This window comes from Haliscomenobacter sp. (genome assembly GCF_965225875.1).
Taxonomy (GTDB): domain Bacteria; phylum Bacteroidota; class Bacteroidia; order Chitinophagales; family Saprospiraceae; genus Haliscomenobacter.
On record NZ_CBDDBS010000002.1, the window covers coordinates 1,440,607 to 1,461,229 of the forward strand.

18 protein-coding genes are annotated in these 20,623 nt (G+C 46.0%); 15 read left to right on the forward strand and 3 right to left on the reverse strand.

What is annotated here, in order from left to right; translation table 11 throughout:
- Positions 1-37: 37 nt before the first annotated feature.
- A complete protein-coding gene (locus tag ACO08K_RS08605) occupies positions 38-4,837 on the reverse strand; it encodes a RecQ family ATP-dependent DNA helicase (RefSeq protein WP_421795988.1) in 4,800 nt (1,599 codons plus the stop codon).
- 523 nt (positions 4,838-5,360) lie between these two features.
- Here ACO08K_RS08605 and ACO08K_RS08610 point away from each other — a divergent pair.
- The 13 genes from ACO08K_RS08610 to ACO08K_RS08670 all read left to right on the forward strand — a co-directional run bounded on the left by ACO08K_RS08610 (position 5,361) and on the right by ACO08K_RS08670 (position 17,256).
- Positions 5,361-6,029, forward strand: a complete 669-nt coding sequence (locus tag ACO08K_RS08610; protein WP_421795989.1) for a hypothetical protein — start codon at positions 5,361-5,363, stop codon at positions 6,027-6,029.
- A gap of 44 nt (positions 6,030-6,073) precedes the next feature.
- Positions 6,074-7,159, forward strand: coding sequence for an alpha/beta hydrolase family protein (locus ACO08K_RS08615; protein WP_421795990.1), 1,086 nt, complete (start codon positions 6,074-6,076; stop codon positions 7,157-7,159).
- A gap of 91 nt (positions 7,160-7,250) precedes the next feature.
- Entirely contained in the window at positions 7,251-7,844 is a 594-nt protein-coding gene (locus ACO08K_RS08620; RefSeq protein ID WP_421795991.1) for a dihydrofolate reductase family protein, read from the forward strand.
- Between the two features lie 120 nt (positions 7,845-7,964).
- Positions 7,965-8,450 (forward strand): SRPBCC domain-containing protein, encoded by a 486-nt coding sequence (locus tag ACO08K_RS08625; protein ID WP_421795992.1) that lies wholly within the window; start codon positions 7,965-7,967, stop codon positions 8,448-8,450.
- 14 nt (positions 8,451-8,464) lie between these two features.
- Entirely contained in the window at positions 8,465-8,857 is a 393-nt protein-coding gene (locus tag ACO08K_RS08630) for a DoxX family protein (RefSeq protein WP_421795993.1), read from the forward strand.
- Positions 8,858-8,882: 25 nt separating this feature from the next.
- The gene (locus ACO08K_RS08635; protein ID WP_421795994.1) at positions 8,883-10,157 is read left to right on the forward strand and encodes an Hsp70 family protein; all 1,275 of its coding nucleotides are present in this window, start codon (positions 8,883-8,885) and stop codon (positions 10,155-10,157) included.
- Between the two features lie 126 nt (positions 10,158-10,283).
- The gene (locus tag ACO08K_RS08640; protein ID WP_421795995.1) at positions 10,284-12,716 is read left to right on the forward strand and encodes an ABC transporter permease; all 2,433 of its coding nucleotides are present in this window, start codon (positions 10,284-10,286) and stop codon (positions 12,714-12,716) included.
- A gap of 48 nt (positions 12,717-12,764) precedes the next feature.
- The gene (locus ACO08K_RS08645; RefSeq protein WP_421795996.1) at positions 12,765-13,361 is read left to right on the forward strand and encodes an NAD(P)H-dependent oxidoreductase; all 597 of its coding nucleotides are present in this window, start codon (positions 12,765-12,767) and stop codon (positions 13,359-13,361) included.
- Between the two features lie 105 nt (positions 13,362-13,466).
- Positions 13,467-13,877 (forward strand): DUF1801 domain-containing protein, encoded by a 411-nt coding sequence (locus ACO08K_RS08650; RefSeq protein WP_421795997.1) that lies wholly within the window; start codon positions 13,467-13,469, stop codon positions 13,875-13,877.
- Positions 13,878-13,880: 3 nt separating this feature from the next.
- The gene (locus ACO08K_RS08655) at positions 13,881-14,336 is read left to right on the forward strand and encodes a DUF4345 domain-containing protein (protein ID WP_421795998.1); all 456 of its coding nucleotides are present in this window, start codon (positions 13,881-13,883) and stop codon (positions 14,334-14,336) included.
- Positions 14,284-14,688, forward strand: a complete 405-nt coding sequence (locus tag ACO08K_RS08660; protein ID WP_421795999.1) for a hypothetical protein — start codon at positions 14,284-14,286, stop codon at positions 14,686-14,688. Before ACO08K_RS08655 ends, ACO08K_RS08660 begins: the two co-directional genes overlap by 53 nt.
- 32 nt (positions 14,689-14,720) lie before the next feature.
- Positions 14,721-15,530 (forward strand): helix-turn-helix transcriptional regulator, encoded by an 810-nt coding sequence (locus ACO08K_RS08665; RefSeq protein WP_421796000.1) that lies wholly within the window; start codon positions 14,721-14,723, stop codon positions 15,528-15,530.
- 70 nt (positions 15,531-15,600) lie between these two features.
- A complete protein-coding gene (locus tag ACO08K_RS08670) occupies positions 15,601-17,256 on the forward strand; it encodes a serine hydrolase domain-containing protein (RefSeq protein ID WP_421796001.1) in 1,656 nt (551 codons plus the stop codon).
- A 209-nt stretch (positions 17,257-17,465) separates the two neighbouring features.
- Here ACO08K_RS08670 and ACO08K_RS08675 read toward each other — a convergent pair whose 3' ends face one another.
- Complete coding sequence (locus ACO08K_RS08675) at positions 17,466-17,696, reverse strand: helix-turn-helix domain-containing protein (RefSeq protein WP_320029425.1); 231 nt, start codon at positions 17,694-17,696, stop codon at positions 17,466-17,468.
- Between the two features lie 3 nt (positions 17,697-17,699).
- On the reverse strand, positions 17,700-18,230 hold the full coding sequence (locus ACO08K_RS08680; protein ID WP_421796002.1) for a DUF2975 domain-containing protein: 531 nt from the start codon (positions 18,228-18,230) through the stop codon (positions 17,700-17,702).
- 206 nt (positions 18,231-18,436) lie between these two features.
- Between ACO08K_RS08680 and ACO08K_RS08685 the strand changes: the two genes are divergently transcribed.
- On the forward strand, positions 18,437-19,063 hold the full coding sequence (locus ACO08K_RS08685) for a DinB family protein (protein ID WP_421796003.1): 627 nt from the start codon (positions 18,437-18,439) through the stop codon (positions 19,061-19,063).
- A 55-nt stretch (positions 19,064-19,118) separates the two neighbouring features.
- Complete coding sequence (locus ACO08K_RS08690; RefSeq protein ID WP_421798300.1) at positions 19,119-20,489, forward strand: glycoside hydrolase family 27 protein; 1,371 nt, start codon at positions 19,119-19,121, stop codon at positions 20,487-20,489.
- The last annotated feature ends 134 nt before the right edge of the window (positions 20,490-20,623 follow it).

Consider the following 20,623-nt stretch of genomic DNA (forward strand, 5'->3'; position numbering starts at 1 on the left):
TTGTTCAGCCTTAGAAGCGAGGGACTGGCATTCAGGTTCATTCCTTCTTTAACCCCACTTCCGGCAACACAACCCTCAACTCCCTTCCCCTTTCCTGATCAGTCCAATACACCAAAAAATTAACCCGTGCCTCCGTCATCCCATACCCCGATGCGCGATAACCCGCAATTTGCTCCTGAAACTTCTTCGAAAATTTCACGATTAAATTCCCGTTTGGATCAGCCAGCCCATCGGCCTGGATGTTCAGGCTTTGCCCACTTGTCAGCGCCTGCACCTGAGCTTGGACAAAAGCAAAATGACCGAGATAAACATCTTTGAGCGTAAGTTGGACGGCAATTTTGGAAGGTGGTAACCAAGTTTCCGTATTCTCTATCAGTTGAATCCCCGGTAATTGGATGTGATTAAAAAAATACCCGTTGGTATGAATCGCTAGACGATTTTTGGCGCGGGTAAGGGCAACGTAAATCTGGCGTTTGGCCTCGTCGGAGTCTGCCTTGAAGTCGTCGAGCAGGAGGAAAACCTGGTCAAACTCGTGGCCTTTGGCCTTGTGGATCGTCGAAACGAAGATCGTGTCGCCTTCCTGGCGGTAAAAATCCTCGATTTTTGACTCCTGAACAAATGCATGAAAATCAGACCAATATTTAACTTTCGGGTTGATTTCCTGAAAATCTTTGACCAAATTTAATACGATCTCAAATTTCGGACTGGACTTGAATTTTTCATACACCGCGCGTTTGGCCTTCTCCCAATCTTCCGGCGCGATGCTGACCGAGTGGGGTGCCAATGCATCCATGAAATAGCGCACCTCTAGCAGGTTTTGCAACGGAAAACCGTCGTTGCTTTGGATGAGTTTGGCAGGCCTGCCCTGCTGGAGCAATAATCCGGTGATTTGGGCAGCCTCTTCGTTGGTTTTGGTCAGCACGCAGGTGGTTCCGCTCAGGTCAGTGGCAAGTAAGTCCTGCACCAGGGGTTCGATGAGATGCTTGCTTTGGTAAGTCACCAACTTCAAATGCCCCACTTTACTTTGATGTGGAATGATTTCACTGGATTTCAGTCGCTTGCTTATGGTTTTGACAAAAGCGTTGGCAAAAGCTACGATTTGGGGGCAACTGCGGAAATTGGTCGTAAGCTCGTACTTCACAGCTTGCCAACGTTCGATGAGCTCCAGCAAATAGCGGGAATCAGCTCCTCGGAAGCCGTAGATATTTTGGTCGTCGTCACCTACCGCAATCACGCGCAAACCCTCATTTCTTTCCATTAAACTATTGACCAATGAAAACTCATCAACGTTCATGTCCTGCGCCTCATCAATGACCAGCACCGCTTTGGTGATTCGACTAGGTTCGATTTCCCCGTTGCGAATTTTTTCTACCGTATTCTGGAGGATACTGTCCGATTTTTCAAGGCTGCCTACGCGGCCTAAAAGATCGAAACAGTAGGAATGAAAAGTTTTGATTTCTATAAAATGGGCAGCGTTGCCGATGAGTGTGGTCAGGCGTTTTTTGAACTCCGTTGCAGCCGACCGCGAAAAGGTGAGCATCAGCAATTGCTCGTGCTTCACATCTTCCATCAGCAGAAGCGCGGCGAGTTTATGGGTCAGCACCTTGGTTTTGCCACTCCCTGGTCCGGCAGCCACCACAAGATGAGGGCTGTTTTTGTCGTCGATGATTTGGCGCTGGGCATCAGAAAGCGTTTCGAACAATTGGCGGTATTTGGCGGGCGTGATATTCCGTTTGATTTCTGCGCCGCGCGTACCGGGGAAATATTTTCCTATGAAAGAAGAATAGTTCAGCTGGAAATAATCGTCTACAAAACGCAAAGCACCTACATAGTCATGCACCATTTTTTTGGCATACTCGCCCACAATGTGGATTTGTTGCACCTTGTTTTCATAAAACTGATTGAGTTTTTGGTAGTCCTCGTTTTTGTATTGGATTTTGTTGTTTTCTTCCAGGCGCACAATGTTCAAACGGTTGTGCACCACCAGAAAACCACCTTCTATTTTCAGGGCTTCGATTCTGGAAAGGTAAAAAAGCGCGTCTTCAACTGCCTCTGGGGTAGTTTTTTGCTGGAACAGGCCGGATTGTCTTTCGAAATTTTCTTTTAATTCCAATATTGAAAACTCTACCAGTACCTCATCAGCTTGCTCATTTTCGGTATTGACCTTTTTGTTTTTTTCGTACAAAAAATCAATGATCGACCAGGCCAGTTCGTGCCGTTTTTCCAATTTTTCACGTAAATTTTTTGGCGAGTCCATCGTTTGCACAACGACGATTTGATGCGCAAAATCGCGGGGTGCACGTTTTATCCAGTGTTTGATGGCCCAAAAATTCAGCATCGTTTTTATTCGTTGCGGCGAAACGTTCGTGCAGCCTGCCGCTTCGGCTGCTTCGTTGAGGGCTTTGAGCGAGTAGTCGCGCTCAGTTTCGTCGAACTGGGTGAGTAAAAACTGTTCGATTTGATGGTAGGTTTCAACAATCGCAAGTGAGCGGTTCTTTTGTTCACCACGTTTGATGAAAGCCGTCAGGTCTTTGGCGTCGGCGAGGATTTTTTCCTCCCGCAGCAGGTTGATGATTTGAATGACTTCTTCTTTGACGATTCCCAGGTGGTCGCTGATGTAATCAATCCTTGATTCGGCGGCTTCGCTGTCAAGAGCTTGAGCCTTACTCTTGCTGGAAAACAGTTTTTTGACGATGCGGATGGCGTTTGTTTTCTGACGCTCGTGCTCAAAGCGACTGGATTTTTCGATTTTTTCAATGGCCTCTTGCGCGGTTTTGCTCAAGATACTGTTGGCGTAAATGCGGGGCATATTCTGCCCGCGGCGCAGGTAACCAGCGTCTTCGAGCGCAGCTATGGCAATGGTTACGCGGGTCTCGATCTCAGAGACGCTGTCGTCCCAGCCCGCTCTACGCGCGATCTCAAGCGGGGAATTGGAAACACTTGTCCGGTATTTGGTGATGAACTTGATGGCATTCCAGATTTGTTTGATTTCCTGGATGTTGAGTTTGGTTTGGTTCAATAGGATAAAATGTTTGCTCAAATCTTCCTCATTGTACAAGACATAACATTCAGCCTCAATCTTTTCGTCACGCCCGGCTCGGCCAGCCTCCTGTACGTAGTTTTCCAAAGAATCGGAAATGTCAAAATGGATGACAAGGCCCACATCTTTTTTGTCCACCCCCATCCCAAAAGCCGAAGTGGCCACCATAATCTGTACAGACCCTTCGATGAAGGCGTTTTGATTTTGGGTTTTTTCAGTGGCCTCCATTTTGCCATGAAAAGCGCGGGCGTTGAATCCATCGGCACTCAAGCGTTCAGCAAGTTCGGTCGCTTTGCGGGTGCGCGACACATAGACGATGCTTGGGCAGTTTTTGTCGTCAATAAGGTTGCGTAGGGCGTTGTATTTGTCGTCGTCGCCTTCTCTTTCAAAAACACTGTAGTGCAGGTTGCTGCGGGCTGCAGAGGCTTGAAAAATGTCGAGCTCAAGGTTCAATTTCTCTCTAAAATAAGCACAGATGTCTTCAACCACCTTTTGTTTGGCCGTAGCCGTGAAGCAGGAAACGGGGATGGGATCGGTCAGGTTTTTCTTTTCCCGCAGGTTTTTGATGAAATCAGCAATATACAGGTAGTCCACCCGAAAATCCTGCCCCCAGGCAGAAAAACAATGTGCCTCATCAATGACAAAACGGGCGATTTTGCGCCCCAGTAGCAAGTGTTCGATGCTTTTAGACCGCAGGGATTCGGGCGAGATGTAGAGCAGAGCAGCCGAGCCATCTTCAACACGTTCGAAGGATTTCGCACGTTCGATGGGGTCGAGCAAACCATTGATGGTGACTGCCTCGGTGATGCCCGCCCGTTCGAGGTTGTCCACCTGGTCTTTCATTAAGGATTGCAGGGGTGAAATAACGACCGTGAGGGCTTTCATGCTTTGGCCGTTCATCAAAGCAGGTACCTGGAAAGTGATCGATTTGCCGCCCCCAGTTGGAAAAATGGCCAATAGGGATCGGTTCTGAATGGCAGCGCGAACGGCTTTTTCTTGCAAACGTTCGCCTCCGTAAGTTCGGAAGCCATCAAAACCAAAAAACTGTTTCAGCCCTTTAAAAATATCCAGGTGCTGGCGGCAATAGGAGCAGCCTTCCAAACAGGGTTTACTGCGCAAATGTGCAGTCACACGCTCAATCTTAGGGTAATTTTTCAGCACCCAGGGCGGAGTAAGGGAAAAACGATGTTGGCTGTTGATGATCGCCAGTGCGTAGGCCAATTCGATAGGATTCTCATCCACAAAACGAGCGACATCTGCTTTTTCACAAATATGGGTATGAAATTTCTGAAAAATCAATGCGGCGAGGTCCGTCTTTTCAGGCCGAAAATTCAAATACCTAAAAAAGGCAGCAAACAGCCCTTGGTCGTGAAGCAGCCCGTAAAAAATGCTTTTCATTTCAGACTCCAGGCGCGAAAAGGCTGCCACTTCATCGTGAAACAGGTCGCGTGCTTTTAGGGCATCGTTGAGGGGGTTATTAACGGCTTCACTTTGGAGTTTGTCGTCCTTGACCAGGGCATGATAGGGCTTCTGAGGAAAAAGCAGGGGCGACCAAGGCAGGGTATCAATGGCGTTTTCGAACGGGACGCCCGCTGTGGCAAGCGCAGGGCGGACAAATTTTACATCATGCTGAAGGATATTATGCCCACAAACAAATTCCGCCCCCTTGAGAAAGGAAGCAAAACGCTCAAGTGAAGCATCATGAAACTGCCTGCCATCGTCCAAACATCCACCGATGTCGTAGAGCTTTTTACCGTTGCGGTCGGTTTCGGTATCGAAAAAGACGATGGAATGCATATACCTTTAGTTCAGTCGTTTACAAATTTACGAACACGTTTTGAATTTAATTCGGCTGATTCGAGTAAAAGGACCTTCGTCACTCTAGTGTTATACGAAATAATAGCCAATTCGTTACCCACAAAGACTGGAATAGGGCCAAAAACCCGATTGATCCACTTCAGCTTTACTTTCACCCTAATTTGGAATGTTTAGGCCATATTTACCTAATTCTAAAACACCACCACCTCAATAGACAGGAAAAAATTCATCACCAGTTCCTCATTATCCGCTTTTGCTTTGACCACCTTCTGCACGATCATCAAGAGAGCTAATCCCTACGATTTTGGACCAATGGCAATTGTATCCCCGTTCCCCTAAAAATCAGTCATTCTTCCCAATGACATCAATCATTTCCTGAATTTTTGTGTGCCCGTAATTTTGTACCTGTATAGATTCCCGCCGCCCTCCTGAGTTCCTTGGCTTGTATCGGGCGCAGGCATCTATATTTCCTTTCCCTACAGCATCCAAAAAATAGCAAGAAATGAAAGAAGATAATTTACCCCCCTGGAGTACAGACAATCGGCTCTACAAAATCGGCTACTTGTCGGGCTTAGCAGCCGGTATTTCAACCGCAGCATTTACCATATTTCAAACCCTGCAACTTTTCAGGGTATTTCCCTATCCTTATGATGAAATATCCATTTACGGTTCGTCTTTGTGTATCTCCGTACCGTTTATATTGGAAATGTTGGCCTTGCATTACGTGGTTCCTGCCGAGAAAAAATTCTGGAGCCACGCGGCGCTCATTTTTGCCGTTTTGTATGCCCCTTTTGTTGTCGCGAACTACATTGTTCAGTTGGCCACGGTTATCCCAATGGTTTCCAGTGGTATGGGTGATCAAATTGAATTGTTAAAACAAACGCCCCATTCTCTGTTTTGGGATTTTGACGCCATAGGCTACATTTTTATGGGCTTTGCAACTTTGGCAGCAATCCCTGTTTTTGAAAAACAAGGGTTTCAAAAATGGGTCAGGTTGGCCTTCATTGTGCATAGCATCACCACCCCCTTCATTGCTTATGTTTACTTCTATCCCGTTTTTTCTGAAAAACTTTTGCTTTTAGGTGCGCCTTGGGGCGTTACTGCGCCTGCTTTTATGCTGTTGCTGGCCATACTATTTAAAAGACAAATTTCAACTCCTGCCATAAAATGAGCAAGGCGAAGCGGGATTCTATTATTCAAAAAGCAAGGTGGTTTATGTTGGTTTTATTCTCCGCCATACTATTCTGTGCTGTTATTGCTCTCGGTCTATTGTGGTCGTATAGCCCGGGAAAGCCCAAACCCTTCCTCGATGCAAATGGAAAACCCCTAAGCGGTAGCATATCGGAGAAAAGTTTTATAAAAATCAATCACTCCCATCAGGGTATGTTCATTAAAGGCAAAGATGTAACAAAACCTGTGTTGCTATATGTGCATGGCGGAATTCCTGATTATTTTTTAACCCAAAACTACCCCACCGGGTTTGAGGACGAATTTGTTGTTGTTTGGTGGGAGCAGCGGGGCATTGGGTTGTCTTACCACCCTAAAAACGCCACAGAGACCGTAACAACTGAGCAATTGGTAGCAGATGTGATAGCAATGACCAATTACCTCCGACAACGATTCCACAAAGAGAAGATTTACCTAATGGGCCATTCCGGGGGGACCTTTGTTGCCATTCAGGCAGCAGCAAAAGCACCGGAACTGTACCATGCTTACATTGGCATAGCCCAGATGTCGAACCAGTTGCAGTCCGAAATACGCGCTTATGACTACATGCTGAAGCGTTTCAAAGAGGAGGGAAACAAAAAAATGACCCGAAAACTTGAAAGAGCCCCAGTCACACTGGCAGATGGGGTACCCAAGGCGTATCTCCTCTGGCGCGATAAAGCCATGCATAGCCTTGGCATCGGCACCATGCATCACATGCACTCGGTACTAAACGGTATTTTTATTCCATCCCTACAATTCCGGGAGTACACCCTGAGGGAAAAAATAAACTTGTGGCGTTCCAAAGCCAATGCTGGAGTTAGTGTGGTCTGGAATGAAATACTCGCTACCAATTTGAGTCAGACAATTCCAGAACTGAAATTGCCCGTTTATTTTTTCGAGGGCATTTACGATTACACTTGCTCTTACGATGAAGCAAAACTGTATTTTTATCAATTAAAAGCGCCATTAAAAGGATTTTATACTTTTTGGAAATCGGCGCATAGCCCCATGTTTGAAGAGCCCGAAAAAGTACAACACACCTTGCGGGTGGATGTATTGGCTGGCTTGAGCAGTCTTGCTGATGCCAATTAAAGCCGCATCCCCCCACCCCAATTGTCGCAATCCCCCATCCCAAGCTCCATATTTATTCCCGAAATTTGCACCCTCACCAAACACCAATACCATGCGAAAAATAACTGTTTTATCCATGATTACCCTGGATGGAATCATCCAAGGCCCGGGTGGACCAAAAGAAGACACCTCGGGCGGTTTCCAATACGGTGGTTGGGTTGCCCCCTATGGCGATGAGGTTTATGATGCGGTGGTGCAAAAAGAGCTGGAACCTGCCGATTATCTTTTAGGCCGAAAAACATTTGACATTTGGGCCGCTTACTGGCCAGAACATGGCGAATTTTGGCCAGGGATCAACGAAGGCACCAAGTACGTCATGTCCAACACCCTGACCAAGTCAGACTGGAAGAACTCGGTATTCCTCAACAGCCCTGCAGCCATCAGAGCGCTTAAAAATACTGCAGGTGCAGACCTCCAGGTTTGGGGCAGCAGCGAGTTGGTTCAGCTGCTACTCAAATATGACCTGGTGGACGAGCTCCGGCTCAAAATCCACCCCTTGATCCTTGGTGAGGGGAAAAAATTGTTTGCCGATGGCAGCGTTCCGGCGGCATTTACCTTAACCGAGAGTGTGATCACCCCAACCGGAGTGATTATTGCCACCTACCAACGAGCTGGAGAAGTTAAGACAGGTACCCTTGGCACATAAGCAACAATCAAAAGAGTGGAAAAAAATGCCTACTTTGGAGGAAATTGTGGCCGAACCGCTCCAGTACTATCAACATTTCAAAATTGCTTTCACTCAAAATTTTCCCTCCAAACAAAAAACATGCAACTCGACAAACGCAATACCACCGACCGGGAACAAAAAAATTCGATCCAATTAGACGCCCCCTTAGACCTGGTTTGGGAGGTATGGACAAAACCCGAACACATCCAGCACTGGTGGGGCCCCAATGGCTTTAGCAATACCATTACCAAAATGGAAGTCAAGCCCGAGGGGGAGTGGCTTTTTGTGATGCAGGGGCCGGATGGGAAAGAATACCCCAACAAAACCATTTTCAGGGAAGTGGTGAAGCACAAAAAATTGGTGCACGAGCATTTTGACCCTAATTTTATCGCTGTCATCGAGTTTGAAGGCCGCGAGGATCAGACCCTGCTCGATTGGTACAAGTTGTATGAAACCAAAGAGCTATTTGAACTGGTGGAGATTCAGCATAAATCCAGCGAAGGCCTCCACCAAACGGTTGAAAAACTCAAGGCGTACCTCCGTGAGTACGTAGCCAGTAAAATAGGCGAGGAAAATCATCCTTAAAATCTGATATCAACATGAATTTCAGCAACTCCACCTTCCTACTCCGCACTGCAGTAGCCATCATTTTATTGACCCACAGCCTGCCCAGCATTTACACTGGAGACGTCAATAATTTTGGCAATTTGTACCTCAATACGGTTGGTTTTGCACCAATTGGTGTGCCATTGGCCTGGGCCATCAAACTATCGCACGTCGCTGCGGCCATTTGCCTTTTGCTCGACAAATTCATCAAACCTGCGGCTATCGTGACCATTTCCGTCCTGCTGACTGGCATTGTGATGCTGCATTTTAAAGAAGGCTGGTATGTAGTTGGCGGTGGGCGCAATGGCTGGGAGTATAATTTTTTGCTGATTGTGGTGTTGGTCGCTATACTATTTCCCAATGGCTTGAAGTCGCAAAAAGGCTGAGGATATTTTTTAATACCTTTGCCCCATGAATCATTTTATCTACGGCATCGACTTTGGCACCACCAACTCGGCCTTAGCCATTCTGGACACCCGAACGAACAGCGTGTTGAAAATTTTCACCACCCCTTCCCTGCTGTTTTTTCCAGACGCTCAAATCCCCATTGCACCACTGACTTATTCCGTGGGAGAAACAGCCGTGGGAGCCTACGTGGAAAGCCGCATGCAAGGCCGTTTTATGAAGTCCATCAAGCGGGCGCTGCCGAATAAAAGTTTCCTGGGCACTCGGATTTTCACCAAGCTCTACAAAGCCGAGGATTTGGTTGCTTTGATTTTGCTCCATTTAAAAAAACAAGCCGATGATTTTTTGGGCACCCATATCACCACAGCCGTGATTGGCCGCCCCGTGGTTTTTGATGAAAACCCCGAAAAAGACCAACTCGCCCAGGAGCGCCTGGCCAAGGCTGTACGGATTGCTGGCTTTGAAACCTTTTATTTTCAAATGGAGCCCATCGGGGCGGCATTCACTTACGAACGGCAAATTACCAAAGAAGAGCTGGTGCTTGTAGCCGACTTTGGTGGCGGCACCTCGGATTTTTCCATCATGAAACTCAAGCCCGAGGCCATCCACAATCCCGACCGCAGTGGCGACATGATCGCCAAAGGCGGCATCTATATCGGCGGCGATAGTTTTGATTCGGACATCATGTGGCACCGGGGCACCCCCCATTTTGGTCGGGGGGTGAAGGAAAAACTGGGGGAAGGAAAATGGATTGACCTGCCCCTCTCCTATTTTACCAACATTTGTTCCTGGGAAAAAATGAACTTCCTGGACACCTACAAATGGCGCAACACCATCAACAAATCCTACTTTGCCGCAGGGCGCGATTACCGGGTAAAAAACCTGTTGACTTTGATTGAAAAGAACCTGGGTTATATTCTCTTTAAACAAATTGAAAAAGCAAAATTCGGTTTAACCGATCAGGATGTCTCCAACTTTACTTTTCATGAAATGGACATCCAAATCGATGAATCCATTACCATTGAAGACTTTGAAAGTGTGATCATCCACAAAAATGTGGCTAAAATTGAGGCCTACCTACATGCATTCTTAAATAGCCAAAACATTGAATTTGCAGCCATCGATACGGTTTTTATGACAGGCGGCACTTCTTACGTCCGGCCGCTCAGCAACATTTTCAGCCGCTTATTTGGCCCAGAAAAAATCAAATCCGGGGATAATTTCAATAGTGTGGCGACGGGGATTGCGTATAGTTATCAGGTGGTGTCGCAGGCCAAGTAAACCAAACGCGTTCGAAATTGAACTGAGAGCGTCCAATTTCGGACGTTTTTAAAAAATCGAATTATTTTAAAATATTAACTATCATTGCCTTAAATACTTGGCACGTTGCTTGGGTAGTCTATTGATATGATCCAAAATTACCTCACCATCGCCTTCCGTTCCTTGTGGAAAAATAAGGCCATCTCCGTCATCAACATTGTAGGCCTTTCCGTCGGTTTGGCTTGTTTCGCACTGTTTTTGCTGGACGTCATCAACGAGTATAGTTTCGACCGTTTTCATGCCAAGGCAGATCGCTTATTTGCGGTGTATGAAGCCATTGGCGAAATCAGTGGCCAGCCCGCTCAAAAAATGAGCAATTTGCCGATGCCGCTTGGGCCAGCCTTGAAAGCCGATTTACCTGATGTAGCACGCTTCGCGCGATTGCAAGGTGCAGGGGAAAGTTTTTTGCTGCGTACCCCGAACGGAGTGGTAGAAGAACCGGCCAGCTTTGTCGACCCGGCGTTTTTCCAAATGTTTGACTTTCCTTTTTTATACGGGAATGCAAACTCCGCGCTCAGTTCAGCCAACAACGTGGTTTTGAGCGAAAAAATGGCGCAAAAACTATTCGGCGAGTCCAATCCAATGGGCAAAATCCTGGAAATCAACGCGGCTGGAGGTACTCAATTTGAGCCATTTACAGTGTCTTCCGTTGTAAAGGATTTACCCTCCAATTCGAGCCTTCAGTTTGGCATTTTAATGCCTTTTGAAAAATTCGCCACCACTGAACGCGGTAAGGCAGCCGCAACGGACTGGGCTCAATTGTCGATGCAAACCTTTGTTGAATTGCGCCCTGGTTCTGGTTTGGCCAATAACCAGGCTCGTATGGATCAGTTTTTTGGAAAATATTACCCCGATGTAGAAAAGTCGCTCCGCACTGCTGGGCTGTGGAACAAACCGGAGCTACCCGTCACCTTTGGGCTCTTGCCCATTCAGTCGCTGCACCACGACCCAAATTTAGGTGTAAATCCCTCCTTATCGCTGATTTTACTAGCCATCGGCGGCATCATTTTGCTCATCGCTTGTATCAATTTTACGACGCTTTCCATTGGGCGTTCAGCAGGCCGGGCGCGGGAAATTGGGGTGCGCAAAATCGTGGGAGCGAGCCGGGGACAACTCTCCAGGCAGTACCTGGTGGAGGCTATTTTGCTCAGTTGTTTTTCAACCATCCTGGGCATAGCCTTAGCTGCGATGCTTTTACCTGTCTTCAATCAATTGTCTGACAAACAATTGACTTTTGATTTCCAGCAATTCCCCGAGCTTTTTGGGCTGATCCCCGGGTTAGCCTTGCTGGTTGGTGTTTTGGCGGGAACTTATCCAGCCTTTGTGTTGTCTGGTTTTTCGCCACTCGAAACCTTAAAAAGCAAGTTAAAGATTGGTGGCGAAAACTGGTTCACCAAATCCCTGGTCACTTTTCAGTTTGTGCTTTCAGTTGGTTTTATGGCTTGCACGTTCATCATGTTGTGGCAGATGAATTTCTTGCGCTCAAAAGACCTGGGTTTTGATCAAGAAAACGTTGTGGTGGTCAGTGCCAACGGTACGACCGACCCTGCTAAAACCCTGGCCCGATTACGTCAATCACTGGTCAATCAGCCGAAAATTGAAGGGATCAGCGGAGCGGAATTTTCGCTCGGAGCAGGTGCCATCGCGGGCAATACCCGCTTTGAATATCATGGAAAAACCACCGATATTTTTGAACATTTTATCGACGCAGAATACCTCAGCGTGCTGAAACTCCCCTTGATATCCGGACGAAATTTTGACCCCAAGCGGATACAGGACACGGTGACTTCGGTTATCCTCAACGAGGCTGCGGTACGTAATTTCGGCTGGACCAATGAAACTGCCATCGGCCAGGTACTCACTGGCTACAATGTGGCCGACCCCACCCGCAATCCCGTGGTGATTGGGGTAGTGCAAGATTACCATTTCCGTTCGCTCCACGAGAAATTATACCCGATGTTGTTTATGGCTCATGGCCGTTTGCCCCAACAGTTTTTTGTGCGCATCGCTCCTGGCGACCCTCAGCAAGCGCTCAGTCAGATTCAGGCAGCCTGGAGCAAGGCCGAGCCAGTTTTGCCTTTCCGCTATACCTTTCTGGATGAAAACCTCCAGAAGGTTTATGTGGCCGAATCCCGTATGAGCAAAACCATTGGTTGGGCAGGTGGTATTGCGGTATTTTTGGCCTGTTTGGGTTTGTTTGGTTTGGCTGCCCTTTCGACAATTAATCGCACCAAAGAAATTGGCATCCGCAAAGTCCTCGGCGCGTCGGTTGCAGGCATCACGGCGCTTTTGACCAAAGATTTTTTGAAATTGGTTGTCATTGCCATCATCATTGCCTCACCCATTGCCTATTATTTCATGCAACAATGGCTGACTGGTTTTGCCTACCGGATTGACCTGCAATGGTGGATGTTTGCCCTTGCGGGCGCTGCTGCAGTGCTGGTTGCATTTTTGACGGTTGGTTTTCAATCGGTGAAGGCCGCAATAGCCAATCCGGTGGAGAGCTTACGGGCCGAATGAAAGCCAAAAGGATAAAGGAAAACATCTCTTATTTAACCACACTTAAAAATGAACGCCTTAATTGTCTATTGCCACCCTAGCAAAAAGTCATATACACATGCTGTTTTGCAACAAATCCAAACCCTGCTAGCTCAAGAAAACTGGCAGATAGAAGTATCCGACTTGTATGCCCTGGATTTTCAAAGCGATATGTCCGAAGCGGAATACAAACGTGAAGGCTTTGCAGAAGTTGACTTGCCCATCCCTCCTGATGTCAAAGCAGAACACCAAAAACTGGAATGGGCGGATTGCGTTTTATTCGTATACCCGGTGTGGTGGAGCGATTGTCCGGCCAAGCTGAAAGGTTGGTTTGACCGGGTGTACAGCGTAGGTTACGCTTATGGGCATCGCCCCCAAATGCAGCCCATGAAAACCATTCCATTCGGCGCTGTAATTTGCACGGCCGGTCACCCCAACGCGTTTTTGGAAGAAATAAACATTGCTCAAAGCATGCAAACCGTGATGTTGGGGGACAGGCTGGGTAAAAGATTTACAAACAAAGAAATGTTGATCCTGGGGGGAACTTTGGACCTGGAGAAAGTCCGATCAGAACATGAGGAAAAATTAAGGGAACTGACCCTAAAAATAAAAACCTGCTTTGGATAGGTTAAACTGAAGAATTAAAGCCAGTAAAGATTTAAAATCAACATTTACAAAACGAAAAGTTTTTAATAATTTTACCCAAACAACTTTTTCAATAAAATGCCAAACATGAAAGCCAAACTCAACGACCAGGAACAAGTCTGTGAACACATCCAAAAACTGGAGCCAGCCCTGGCTCAGGTGGTTGAAACTTTGCGCCAGATCATCTTGGGCACCGATCCCGAAATTGGTGAAAGGATAAAATGGAATAATCCCAGTTTTTACTATACTGGCGAGATGGTAGAATTTGACCCCAAAGAATACAAAAGAGACCTGATCGTGATGAACCTGCACAAAGGACGAATCATGCTGGTATTTCCAAGTGGAGCCAAAGTAAATGACCAATCCGGGTTACTTGAAGGGGATTATAAAGATGGCAGGCGGATCGCCATTTTTAAAGATCTGGAGGATGTGCAAGCAAAACAAGGAGCGCTGCAAAAAATCATTCAGGATTGGTTGAAACTGGTGGAGAAGGGATAAAAAATGCCAAACCCAATCATACAAATTAGGAATTTACACCTGGGAATAGCATCTCTTACCATCATCTTGGTTGGACTGAGTTATGGTCTTTGCCCGAGCCAGGTTCTACCCTTTTTGTTCGACTTTAAGGTTGAAAGTGTTGATTTGAGTCATGTTTTTAGAGCTATGATGGGGCTTTATTTGGGCTTTGCAACGTATTGGATCATTGGCATTTTTAAAGAGGAACATTGGCGTGGAGCCACGCTAAGCAGTATTGTTTTTATGGGCGGGCTGGCCTCTGGTCGAATGTTAAGCATACTCGTCGATGGAATTCCTTCAGTTCTATTTTTAATCGGTACCATTATAGAGATCCTGTTTATGTTGTGGGGTTTGAACAACTTGAAAACTGAATCAAAAACAACAAACCATGAACTCAGAGTACAACAAAAGATTAATAAGCCTATGGGCTATCGAAGTTGAGACCTTATTAGAAGATTTTAAAATTCCATTAGAGGCAGGAAAATTCACCTTGCTTAGTTGTAGTGCGGAGGAAATTCTTTTTAGGAACATGCATGTGACCCTCATATTTTGTTATGAATATGGTCGATATCATACTCCTGTAGATCATATGACTTTTGATAGAGTCGAGCTTCAAATGAGAGATGGGCAAAGATATAGGGTTATCGATTTGATAAAAAGAGAAAACGAGGAGTTTGACATTTATGAATACCTAAGCAATAATTTGAAAGAGAGAATTTATCCTAGACAAAGTTATTGCAGGTTGATTGAAACCTATTTTTTAGAGGAAATTCAAAATGGTTTTGGCAATTGAATAAACCTATTTTTCAACCAACACTCCCATCCATGATCCATCTGCCCAAGGGACAATTTTACGGCCAGACCACCGAAACAGTCTACCTGGACGGCATCACCCTGACCGACACCGCCTACACCCATGACAAAGTGGATTGGCATTATCACGAAAACCCTTATTTCACCTTTATTCTGCAAGGAAATCTGATTGAAGGCAACAAAAAAGAAGTGAACCACTGCCCTGCAGGAACCATCTTGTTTCACAACTGGCAGGAGCCGCATTACAACATAAAGCCAAAGGGTTACACGAGGGGATTCCACATCGAATTGGAGCAAAAATGGGTAGATACTTTTTCTTTTGATTTGCAAAGCTTTCAAGGGAACATCCTAATATCCAACCCGAAACACAAATTGCTGCTGTACAAAATTTTTGTGGAGTCAAAACTCCAGGACAATGCCAGCGATTTGTCCATTCAAGGATTGTTGCTAGAGACCCTGTCCGGCATCCAACGCAATCAGGAAGATGTTTTAAAGATCAACCCTTCCTGGGTAAAAAAGGTAAAAGAGTTTTTACACGATCAATTCAATGAAAGTATATCCCTTGCTCAGTTGGCCCAGGCAGCAGGCATCCATCCGGGGCATCTTTCCAGGGATTTTTCGCGGTATTTTCATTGCAGCTTTGGAGAATACCTCCGAAAAATAAAGGTTGAAAAATCTTTGCCGCTCATCTCCAACCAACAGCAAACGCTAACAGACATTGCTTTTACCTGCGGCTTTGCCGATCAGAGCCATTTCATCCGCTGTTTTAAAGAGGTAATGGGCATCAGTCCCCTAGCCTACCGCAAAATGCTGTTTTTTTGACGTTAATTTCATTCTATTTTCCTGATCAGCTTCCCAATACCTTTGGTGTCAAATCACCAAACTTAAAAAAATGAAGGCTGTTTGTTTGTTCTTTTTGGCCAGTATTCTGCTGCCTTTGGGGTTATGTGGGCAAGTCGCCGATCTGGTAAAGCCCGAAGGTATAAAAACCACCTTGCACCAAAACAATTTGGGTCGGGTCTTTTTCACCCAAAAATACATTCCTATCTCAGCGTTAAAGGAATCCGATTTCCTGCAATCGTATACCCTCACCAATAAAAGCAATCTCTTTTTTACCGCATTTTTGGGCAATTCTTTGACCAATTACCTCCATCGTTTACAACCTGATCTGACTGCTGATTCTTTGGTGAAAATTGGCAATTACCAGTTTACCTTGTTGATAGACGGCAAACAAATCTACCAAAGCAACCTTTGGCCCGGAGCACCCCAAGCCAGGATGCAGGACACCGCAATGGTCCTCAATCGGCCATTGGTCGACAATGAAAATGGCGGTGGCTCATGGAGTGAATCTTTCTGGAACCGATTCCTTTACAACGGAGGAGAGGCTGCCCTGAGCGACGGGAAACATTTGCTCAGAATGGAAATTCGGCCTTATGTAAACTCCGCTGAGTTAAAAGTTGGAGAAATCATCGCGGCGGGCGATTTGGCACTGGAAGTGCTGAGGCATCCAAAAATTGACGTGTCTACCGTCAGCTTGACTAAAGTGATGCCTTACAATGGCCTTCCGGTTTCAAAAGAACTTTTTGACCAAAACAAAATCAAGGAGCTCAAAGGGAACATTGATGAAGGTGTTTTTAAAAAAATTAGCAGTGTAGTCGTCATCAAAAATGGCAAATTGTTGATCGAAGAGTATTTCAATGGCAAAAACCGCAACTCCCTGCACGATACCCGCTCGGTAGGGAAGTCCTTTGCCTCCACAATGTGCGGAATTGCCATCCGCGACGGCTACTTGAAGGATGAAAACCAAACCTTGAAGGATTTTTACCAACTCAAATCATTTGCCAATTTCAGCTTGCCCAAAGAAAAAACCAGTATCCGGGAATTGCTCACCATGAGCTCGGGCTTTGCTGGCAATGACAACGACGACCAATCACCCGGGAATGAAGAAAACATGTACCCCACTTCGGATTGGGTAAAATTTGCCCTGGATTTACCTTTTGACCTCAACAAACCCAAAGGCGAGTGGAGTTATTTTACGGCTGGAGTGGTGCTTTTGGGCGATATTTTAAACAAACAAGTTAAGGGTGGGCTGGAAGCCTATGCCACTGAACGTTTGTTTAAACCCCTCGGGATTAGCAATTACCAATGGCAATATACCCCTCAACAGGTGCCGAATACTGCAGGTGGGATTCAGATGAATGCCCTGGATTTTGCGAAGTATGGGCTGCTTTATAAAAATGGTGGGGTCTGGAACAAGCAACAAATCATCCCCAAAGCATGGGTAGACAAGTCCTTCAGCAAGCAGAAGCAAATACCCGAAAGAGACCGTGAATTTTATGGCTATCTGTTCTGGAACAAAAGTTTCCAGGTGAACGGCAAAACTTACGAGGCTTTTTATTGCGCGGGCAATGGGGGGAATTACATCCTGGTTTTTAAGGATTTACCGCTGGTGATTGTCGTTACGGCCACGGCTTATGGCATGCCTTATGCGCATCCGCAGGTGGCAAAAATGTTGTCGGAGTATATTTTGCCGGCGGTACTAAAATGACATGAATTACCACGAGTTTTTAAGAAAAACATAAAGCGACACAATTTTTCAGCACAAAGAACACCAAGAAAAGCACAAAGGGCACAAAGATGAGACGTTGACAAGGGTTATCATAAAAAATGAGCGGCAATGAAACCAAAATTTGAGCGCATCGCTTTGTCAACATCCCACCTTTGTGCCCTTTGTGCTTTTCTTTGTGCCCTTTGTGCTCATTTATTATTTGTGATGCCCTGCTCCTCATCCACAAACTCCAAAATATCCCCCGGCTGGCAATTCAACGCCTTACAAATAGCCTCCAAAGTACTGAAACGCACCGCTTTGGCCTTGCCCGTTTTTAAAATAGAGAGATTGGCGATGGTAATGTCTACCTTTTCGGCCAACTCCTGAAGTTGCATTTTGCGGCGCGCCAACATCACATCCAGGTTCACAATGATCGGCATGGTTTATACGGTTAGTTCGTTTTCCTCTTTGAGTTCAATGCCCCGTTTGAAAATTTGAGCGACAATGTACACAATGGCCGCAAACAACAAAAACTCGTCGCCAACACCAAGGTCACCCAATTGCTCTCCAGTGGTTTTTTCCAACCATTTCAAATAGCCCATTCCCACGATGTTGACGAGCCAGATGCCGAGTAGCTCAAAGGCAATTTTTTCCAATCTTTTGGCTATGTCCCTTGAAAAGGGTGTTTGGAGTCTCAATTTTGACAACAATTGAATGACCAGATACCATACATGAGCCTTAAAGGCGGATAAAAACACCAGCATCGACATGGCATTGGCAAAGTAAGAGCTATTGTACTTCAGCAGTTTAAACAGCAATGGGTTAGCCTCGTAGAGTTTGTCTCCTAACTCCGGATTGATAAACCCGACGACCAGCGCAACTGTCTGAGCCCCAGCTTTTATGGCATACCCAACGAAGGCTAACCAGGCTACAATTTTCAAAAAAGTGAGAATTTGTTCTGTCCGTATTTTCATCTTTACTGTTTTTGACAAAGCAAATATCGGTAAATATTTATTGATAAACAATAATTTTTTAGCTAAAAAGGATAAAAATCAGACAAAACCACCTTTCCACTTCGACGAATACTTCCAATCTACCTACCTCCATTATTTGAACGGGTTTAATTGTACTTGCACTTTTTATGTTTTACCTTACCTTGATAATTAAATCTTTGGTTGTGATGCTCAAAAAACTCCTTTTTTTATGCTTCATGCTGAGCTTGGTTTTAGGCGCAAAGGCGCAGGAATCTCAGGCAATCTGGACAATGGCAGACCGCCAACTGTTGTTGAACGGGCTAAAAAACACCCAATCCGCAGTTCAGAAAGAAGTGGAGGCTTTAAATAAAAAACAACTACATTTTAAACCAGCAAGCGACCAATGGTCAGTAGCTGAAGTACTTGAACACATTGGAGTATATGATGAGCTTTTGTATTGGGATCTCCTAAACAACCAATATACCGATGAACGGCCAGACCTGCTTGCGAAGGTAAAAGGGATAGATTCAGTGATGACTGCCTATGCTTCTGATCCCAACAAGGGCCAATCTCCTCTGGCTGCACAACCCTTAGGTCGGTTTCAAACCAAAGCAGAACTCCTAGATTTTTTCAACCGCTTTCGCAATGAAGTCATCAAATTGGTGCAAGAAACCAAAGCTGATTTCAGGCTCCATTTCATCTTCAGGCCACCAGATTGGGGTGTTTGGCATGTCCGGGACCTGCATCAGTACACCCTACTTTGGATTGCACATACCGAAAGACATTTGAACCAGATCAAAAGAATTAAAGCGAATCCGCAGTTTCCGAAGTAAGCCCTATCTTTGATCAAAACCTGCAAGTCCATTCTTTAATCTGGATAAAATGACCATGTTGAAATCCGTCACCTTTGTATGCCTGATCGCCATCCTGGCTGTATCTACTGCTCATGCCCAAAACACGACTTTTAAACCTGGAGAATTCAAAACCTGGGCCCTGACTCCCCCCCTGGGTTGGAACAGCTGGGATTGTTATGGCCCCACCGTAGAGGAACACGAGGTAAAAGCCAACGCCGATTACATGGCCAAAAACCTGAAAAAATACGGTTGGGAATACATCGTAGTGGACATTCGTTGGTTTGTAGAAAACGACAAGGCTGGTGGCTACAACCAAAAAGACCCTCGCTACGTGCTAGACGAAAACGGCCGGTATCAACCCGCGGTCAATCGTTTTCCATCCGCCAAAAATGGGCAAGGCTTCAAGGAATTGGCGGCTTATGTGCACAAAAAAGGATTGAAATTTGGCATCCACATCATGCGGGGTATCCCCAAAGTGGCCGTCAACAAAAAACTACCCATCGCGGGCACCAACGGCATCACCGCCGATCAGATTTACTCTACGGAAAACCTCTGCAAGTGGTTGAGCGACAATTACACCGTTGACGCCAAGAAGCCAGGTGCACAGGAATACTACAACTCCATTTTTAAACTCTATGCCGAATGGGGTGTCGATTTTATCAAAATTGACGACCTCTCTGCTCCCATTTACCACCAGGACGAGATTGAGCTGATCCGCAATGCCATCAATGCTTGTGGCCGCAAAATTGTGCTTAGCACTTCCCCCGGCGAAACCCCATTCAACGCCGCCACCCACGTGAGCAACCACGCCAACATGTGGCGCATGGTCAACGACGTATGGGACACCTGGCGGCACATTACCCACCTCATGGAGGTAAGCAAACAATGGTATCCTTACATCAAAACCGGGACATGGCCCGATTGTGACATGATCCCCCTCGGTCGTCTCTCCATCCGGGGTGAAGTGGGCAAAGACCGCCTTACCAGACTGACTAAAGATGAACAATACACCTTGATGACCTTCTTCAGCATCTTCCGCTCACCGCTGATTTTTGGTGGCGATTTGCCCAGCAATGATGCCTTCACCCTTTCTTTGCTGACCAATAAGGAAGTACTAAAAATGCACCGCGAGAGCAGCGAGGTGCGCCTGCTGTACCAACAAGATGGCAAAACGGCGATTACTTCCAAAAACAGCAAAACTGGCGAAACGTACCTGGCTTTGTTCAATACTTCTGAAACTCCAGGCCTGGAGCTCAAAGTGGAACTGGCAGATCTCGATTTACTGGGTAAGGTCAAAGTGACCAACTTGTGGAGTGGGGAGAAAATGGGGGTTAAAGAGGGGGCTTTTGCGCAGAGCTTGGCGGCGCATGCCTGTGGCTTGTATAAGTTGAGTTTGGGTAAATAAAGCCTCAACCCAAGCATCGAATATTCCCTACCAGTCACAGTCCAAACGCCCTTACTTGTAGAATCCTGACTTTCAGTTCAGTATTTCATGGTATCTTAGATAGTCAGTTCTTGTTCAGTTGACACCAAACGTCC

Excerpts from the sequence above, each read along its gene's own strand:
- ACO08K_RS08605 (WP_421795988.1), bottom strand. The coding sequence starts at position 4,837 with ATGCATTCCATCGTCTTTTTCGATACCGAAACCGACCGCAACGGTAAA.
- ACO08K_RS08610 (WP_421795989.1), top strand. The coding sequence starts at position 5,361 with ATGAAAGAAGATAATTTACCCCCCTGGAGTACAGACAATCGGCTCTAC.
- ACO08K_RS08615 (WP_421795990.1), top strand. The coding sequence starts at position 6,074 with ATGTTGGTTTTATTCTCCGCCATACTATTCTGTGCTGTTATTGCTCTC.
- ACO08K_RS08620 (WP_421795991.1), top strand. The coding sequence starts at position 7,251 with ATGCGAAAAATAACTGTTTTATCCATGATTACCCTGGATGGAATCATC.
- ACO08K_RS08625 (WP_421795992.1), top strand. The coding sequence starts at position 7,965 with ATGCAACTCGACAAACGCAATACCACCGACCGGGAACAAAAAAATTCG.
- ACO08K_RS08630 (WP_421795993.1), top strand. The coding sequence starts at position 8,465 with ATGAATTTCAGCAACTCCACCTTCCTACTCCGCACTGCAGTAGCCATC.
- ACO08K_RS08635 (WP_421795994.1), top strand. The coding sequence starts at position 8,883 with ATGAATCATTTTATCTACGGCATCGACTTTGGCACCACCAACTCGGCC.
- ACO08K_RS08640 (WP_421795995.1), top strand. The coding sequence starts at position 10,284 with ATGATCCAAAATTACCTCACCATCGCCTTCCGTTCCTTGTGGAAAAAT.
- ACO08K_RS08645 (WP_421795996.1), top strand. The coding sequence starts at position 12,765 with ATGAACGCCTTAATTGTCTATTGCCACCCTAGCAAAAAGTCATATACA.
- ACO08K_RS08650 (WP_421795997.1), top strand. The coding sequence starts at position 13,467 with ATGAAAGCCAAACTCAACGACCAGGAACAAGTCTGTGAACACATCCAA.
- ACO08K_RS08655 (WP_421795998.1), top strand. The coding sequence starts at position 13,881 with ATGCCAAACCCAATCATACAAATTAGGAATTTACACCTGGGAATAGCA.
- ACO08K_RS08660 (WP_421795999.1), top strand. The coding sequence starts at position 14,284 with ATGAACTCAGAGTACAACAAAAGATTAATAAGCCTATGGGCTATCGAA.
- ACO08K_RS08665 (WP_421796000.1), top strand. The coding sequence starts at position 14,721 with ATGATCCATCTGCCCAAGGGACAATTTTACGGCCAGACCACCGAAACA.
- ACO08K_RS08670 (WP_421796001.1), top strand. The coding sequence starts at position 15,601 with ATGAAGGCTGTTTGTTTGTTCTTTTTGGCCAGTATTCTGCTGCCTTTG.
- ACO08K_RS08675 (WP_320029425.1), bottom strand. The coding sequence starts at position 17,696 with ATGCCGATCATTGTGAACCTGGATGTGATGTTGGCGCGCCGCAAAATG.
- ACO08K_RS08680 (WP_421796002.1), bottom strand. The coding sequence starts at position 18,230 with ATGAAAATACGGACAGAACAAATTCTCACTTTTTTGAAAATTGTAGCC.
- ACO08K_RS08685 (WP_421796003.1), top strand. The coding sequence starts at position 18,437 with ATGCTCAAAAAACTCCTTTTTTTATGCTTCATGCTGAGCTTGGTTTTA.
- ACO08K_RS08690 (WP_421798300.1), top strand. The coding sequence starts at position 19,119 with ATGTTGAAATCCGTCACCTTTGTATGCCTGATCGCCATCCTGGCTGTA.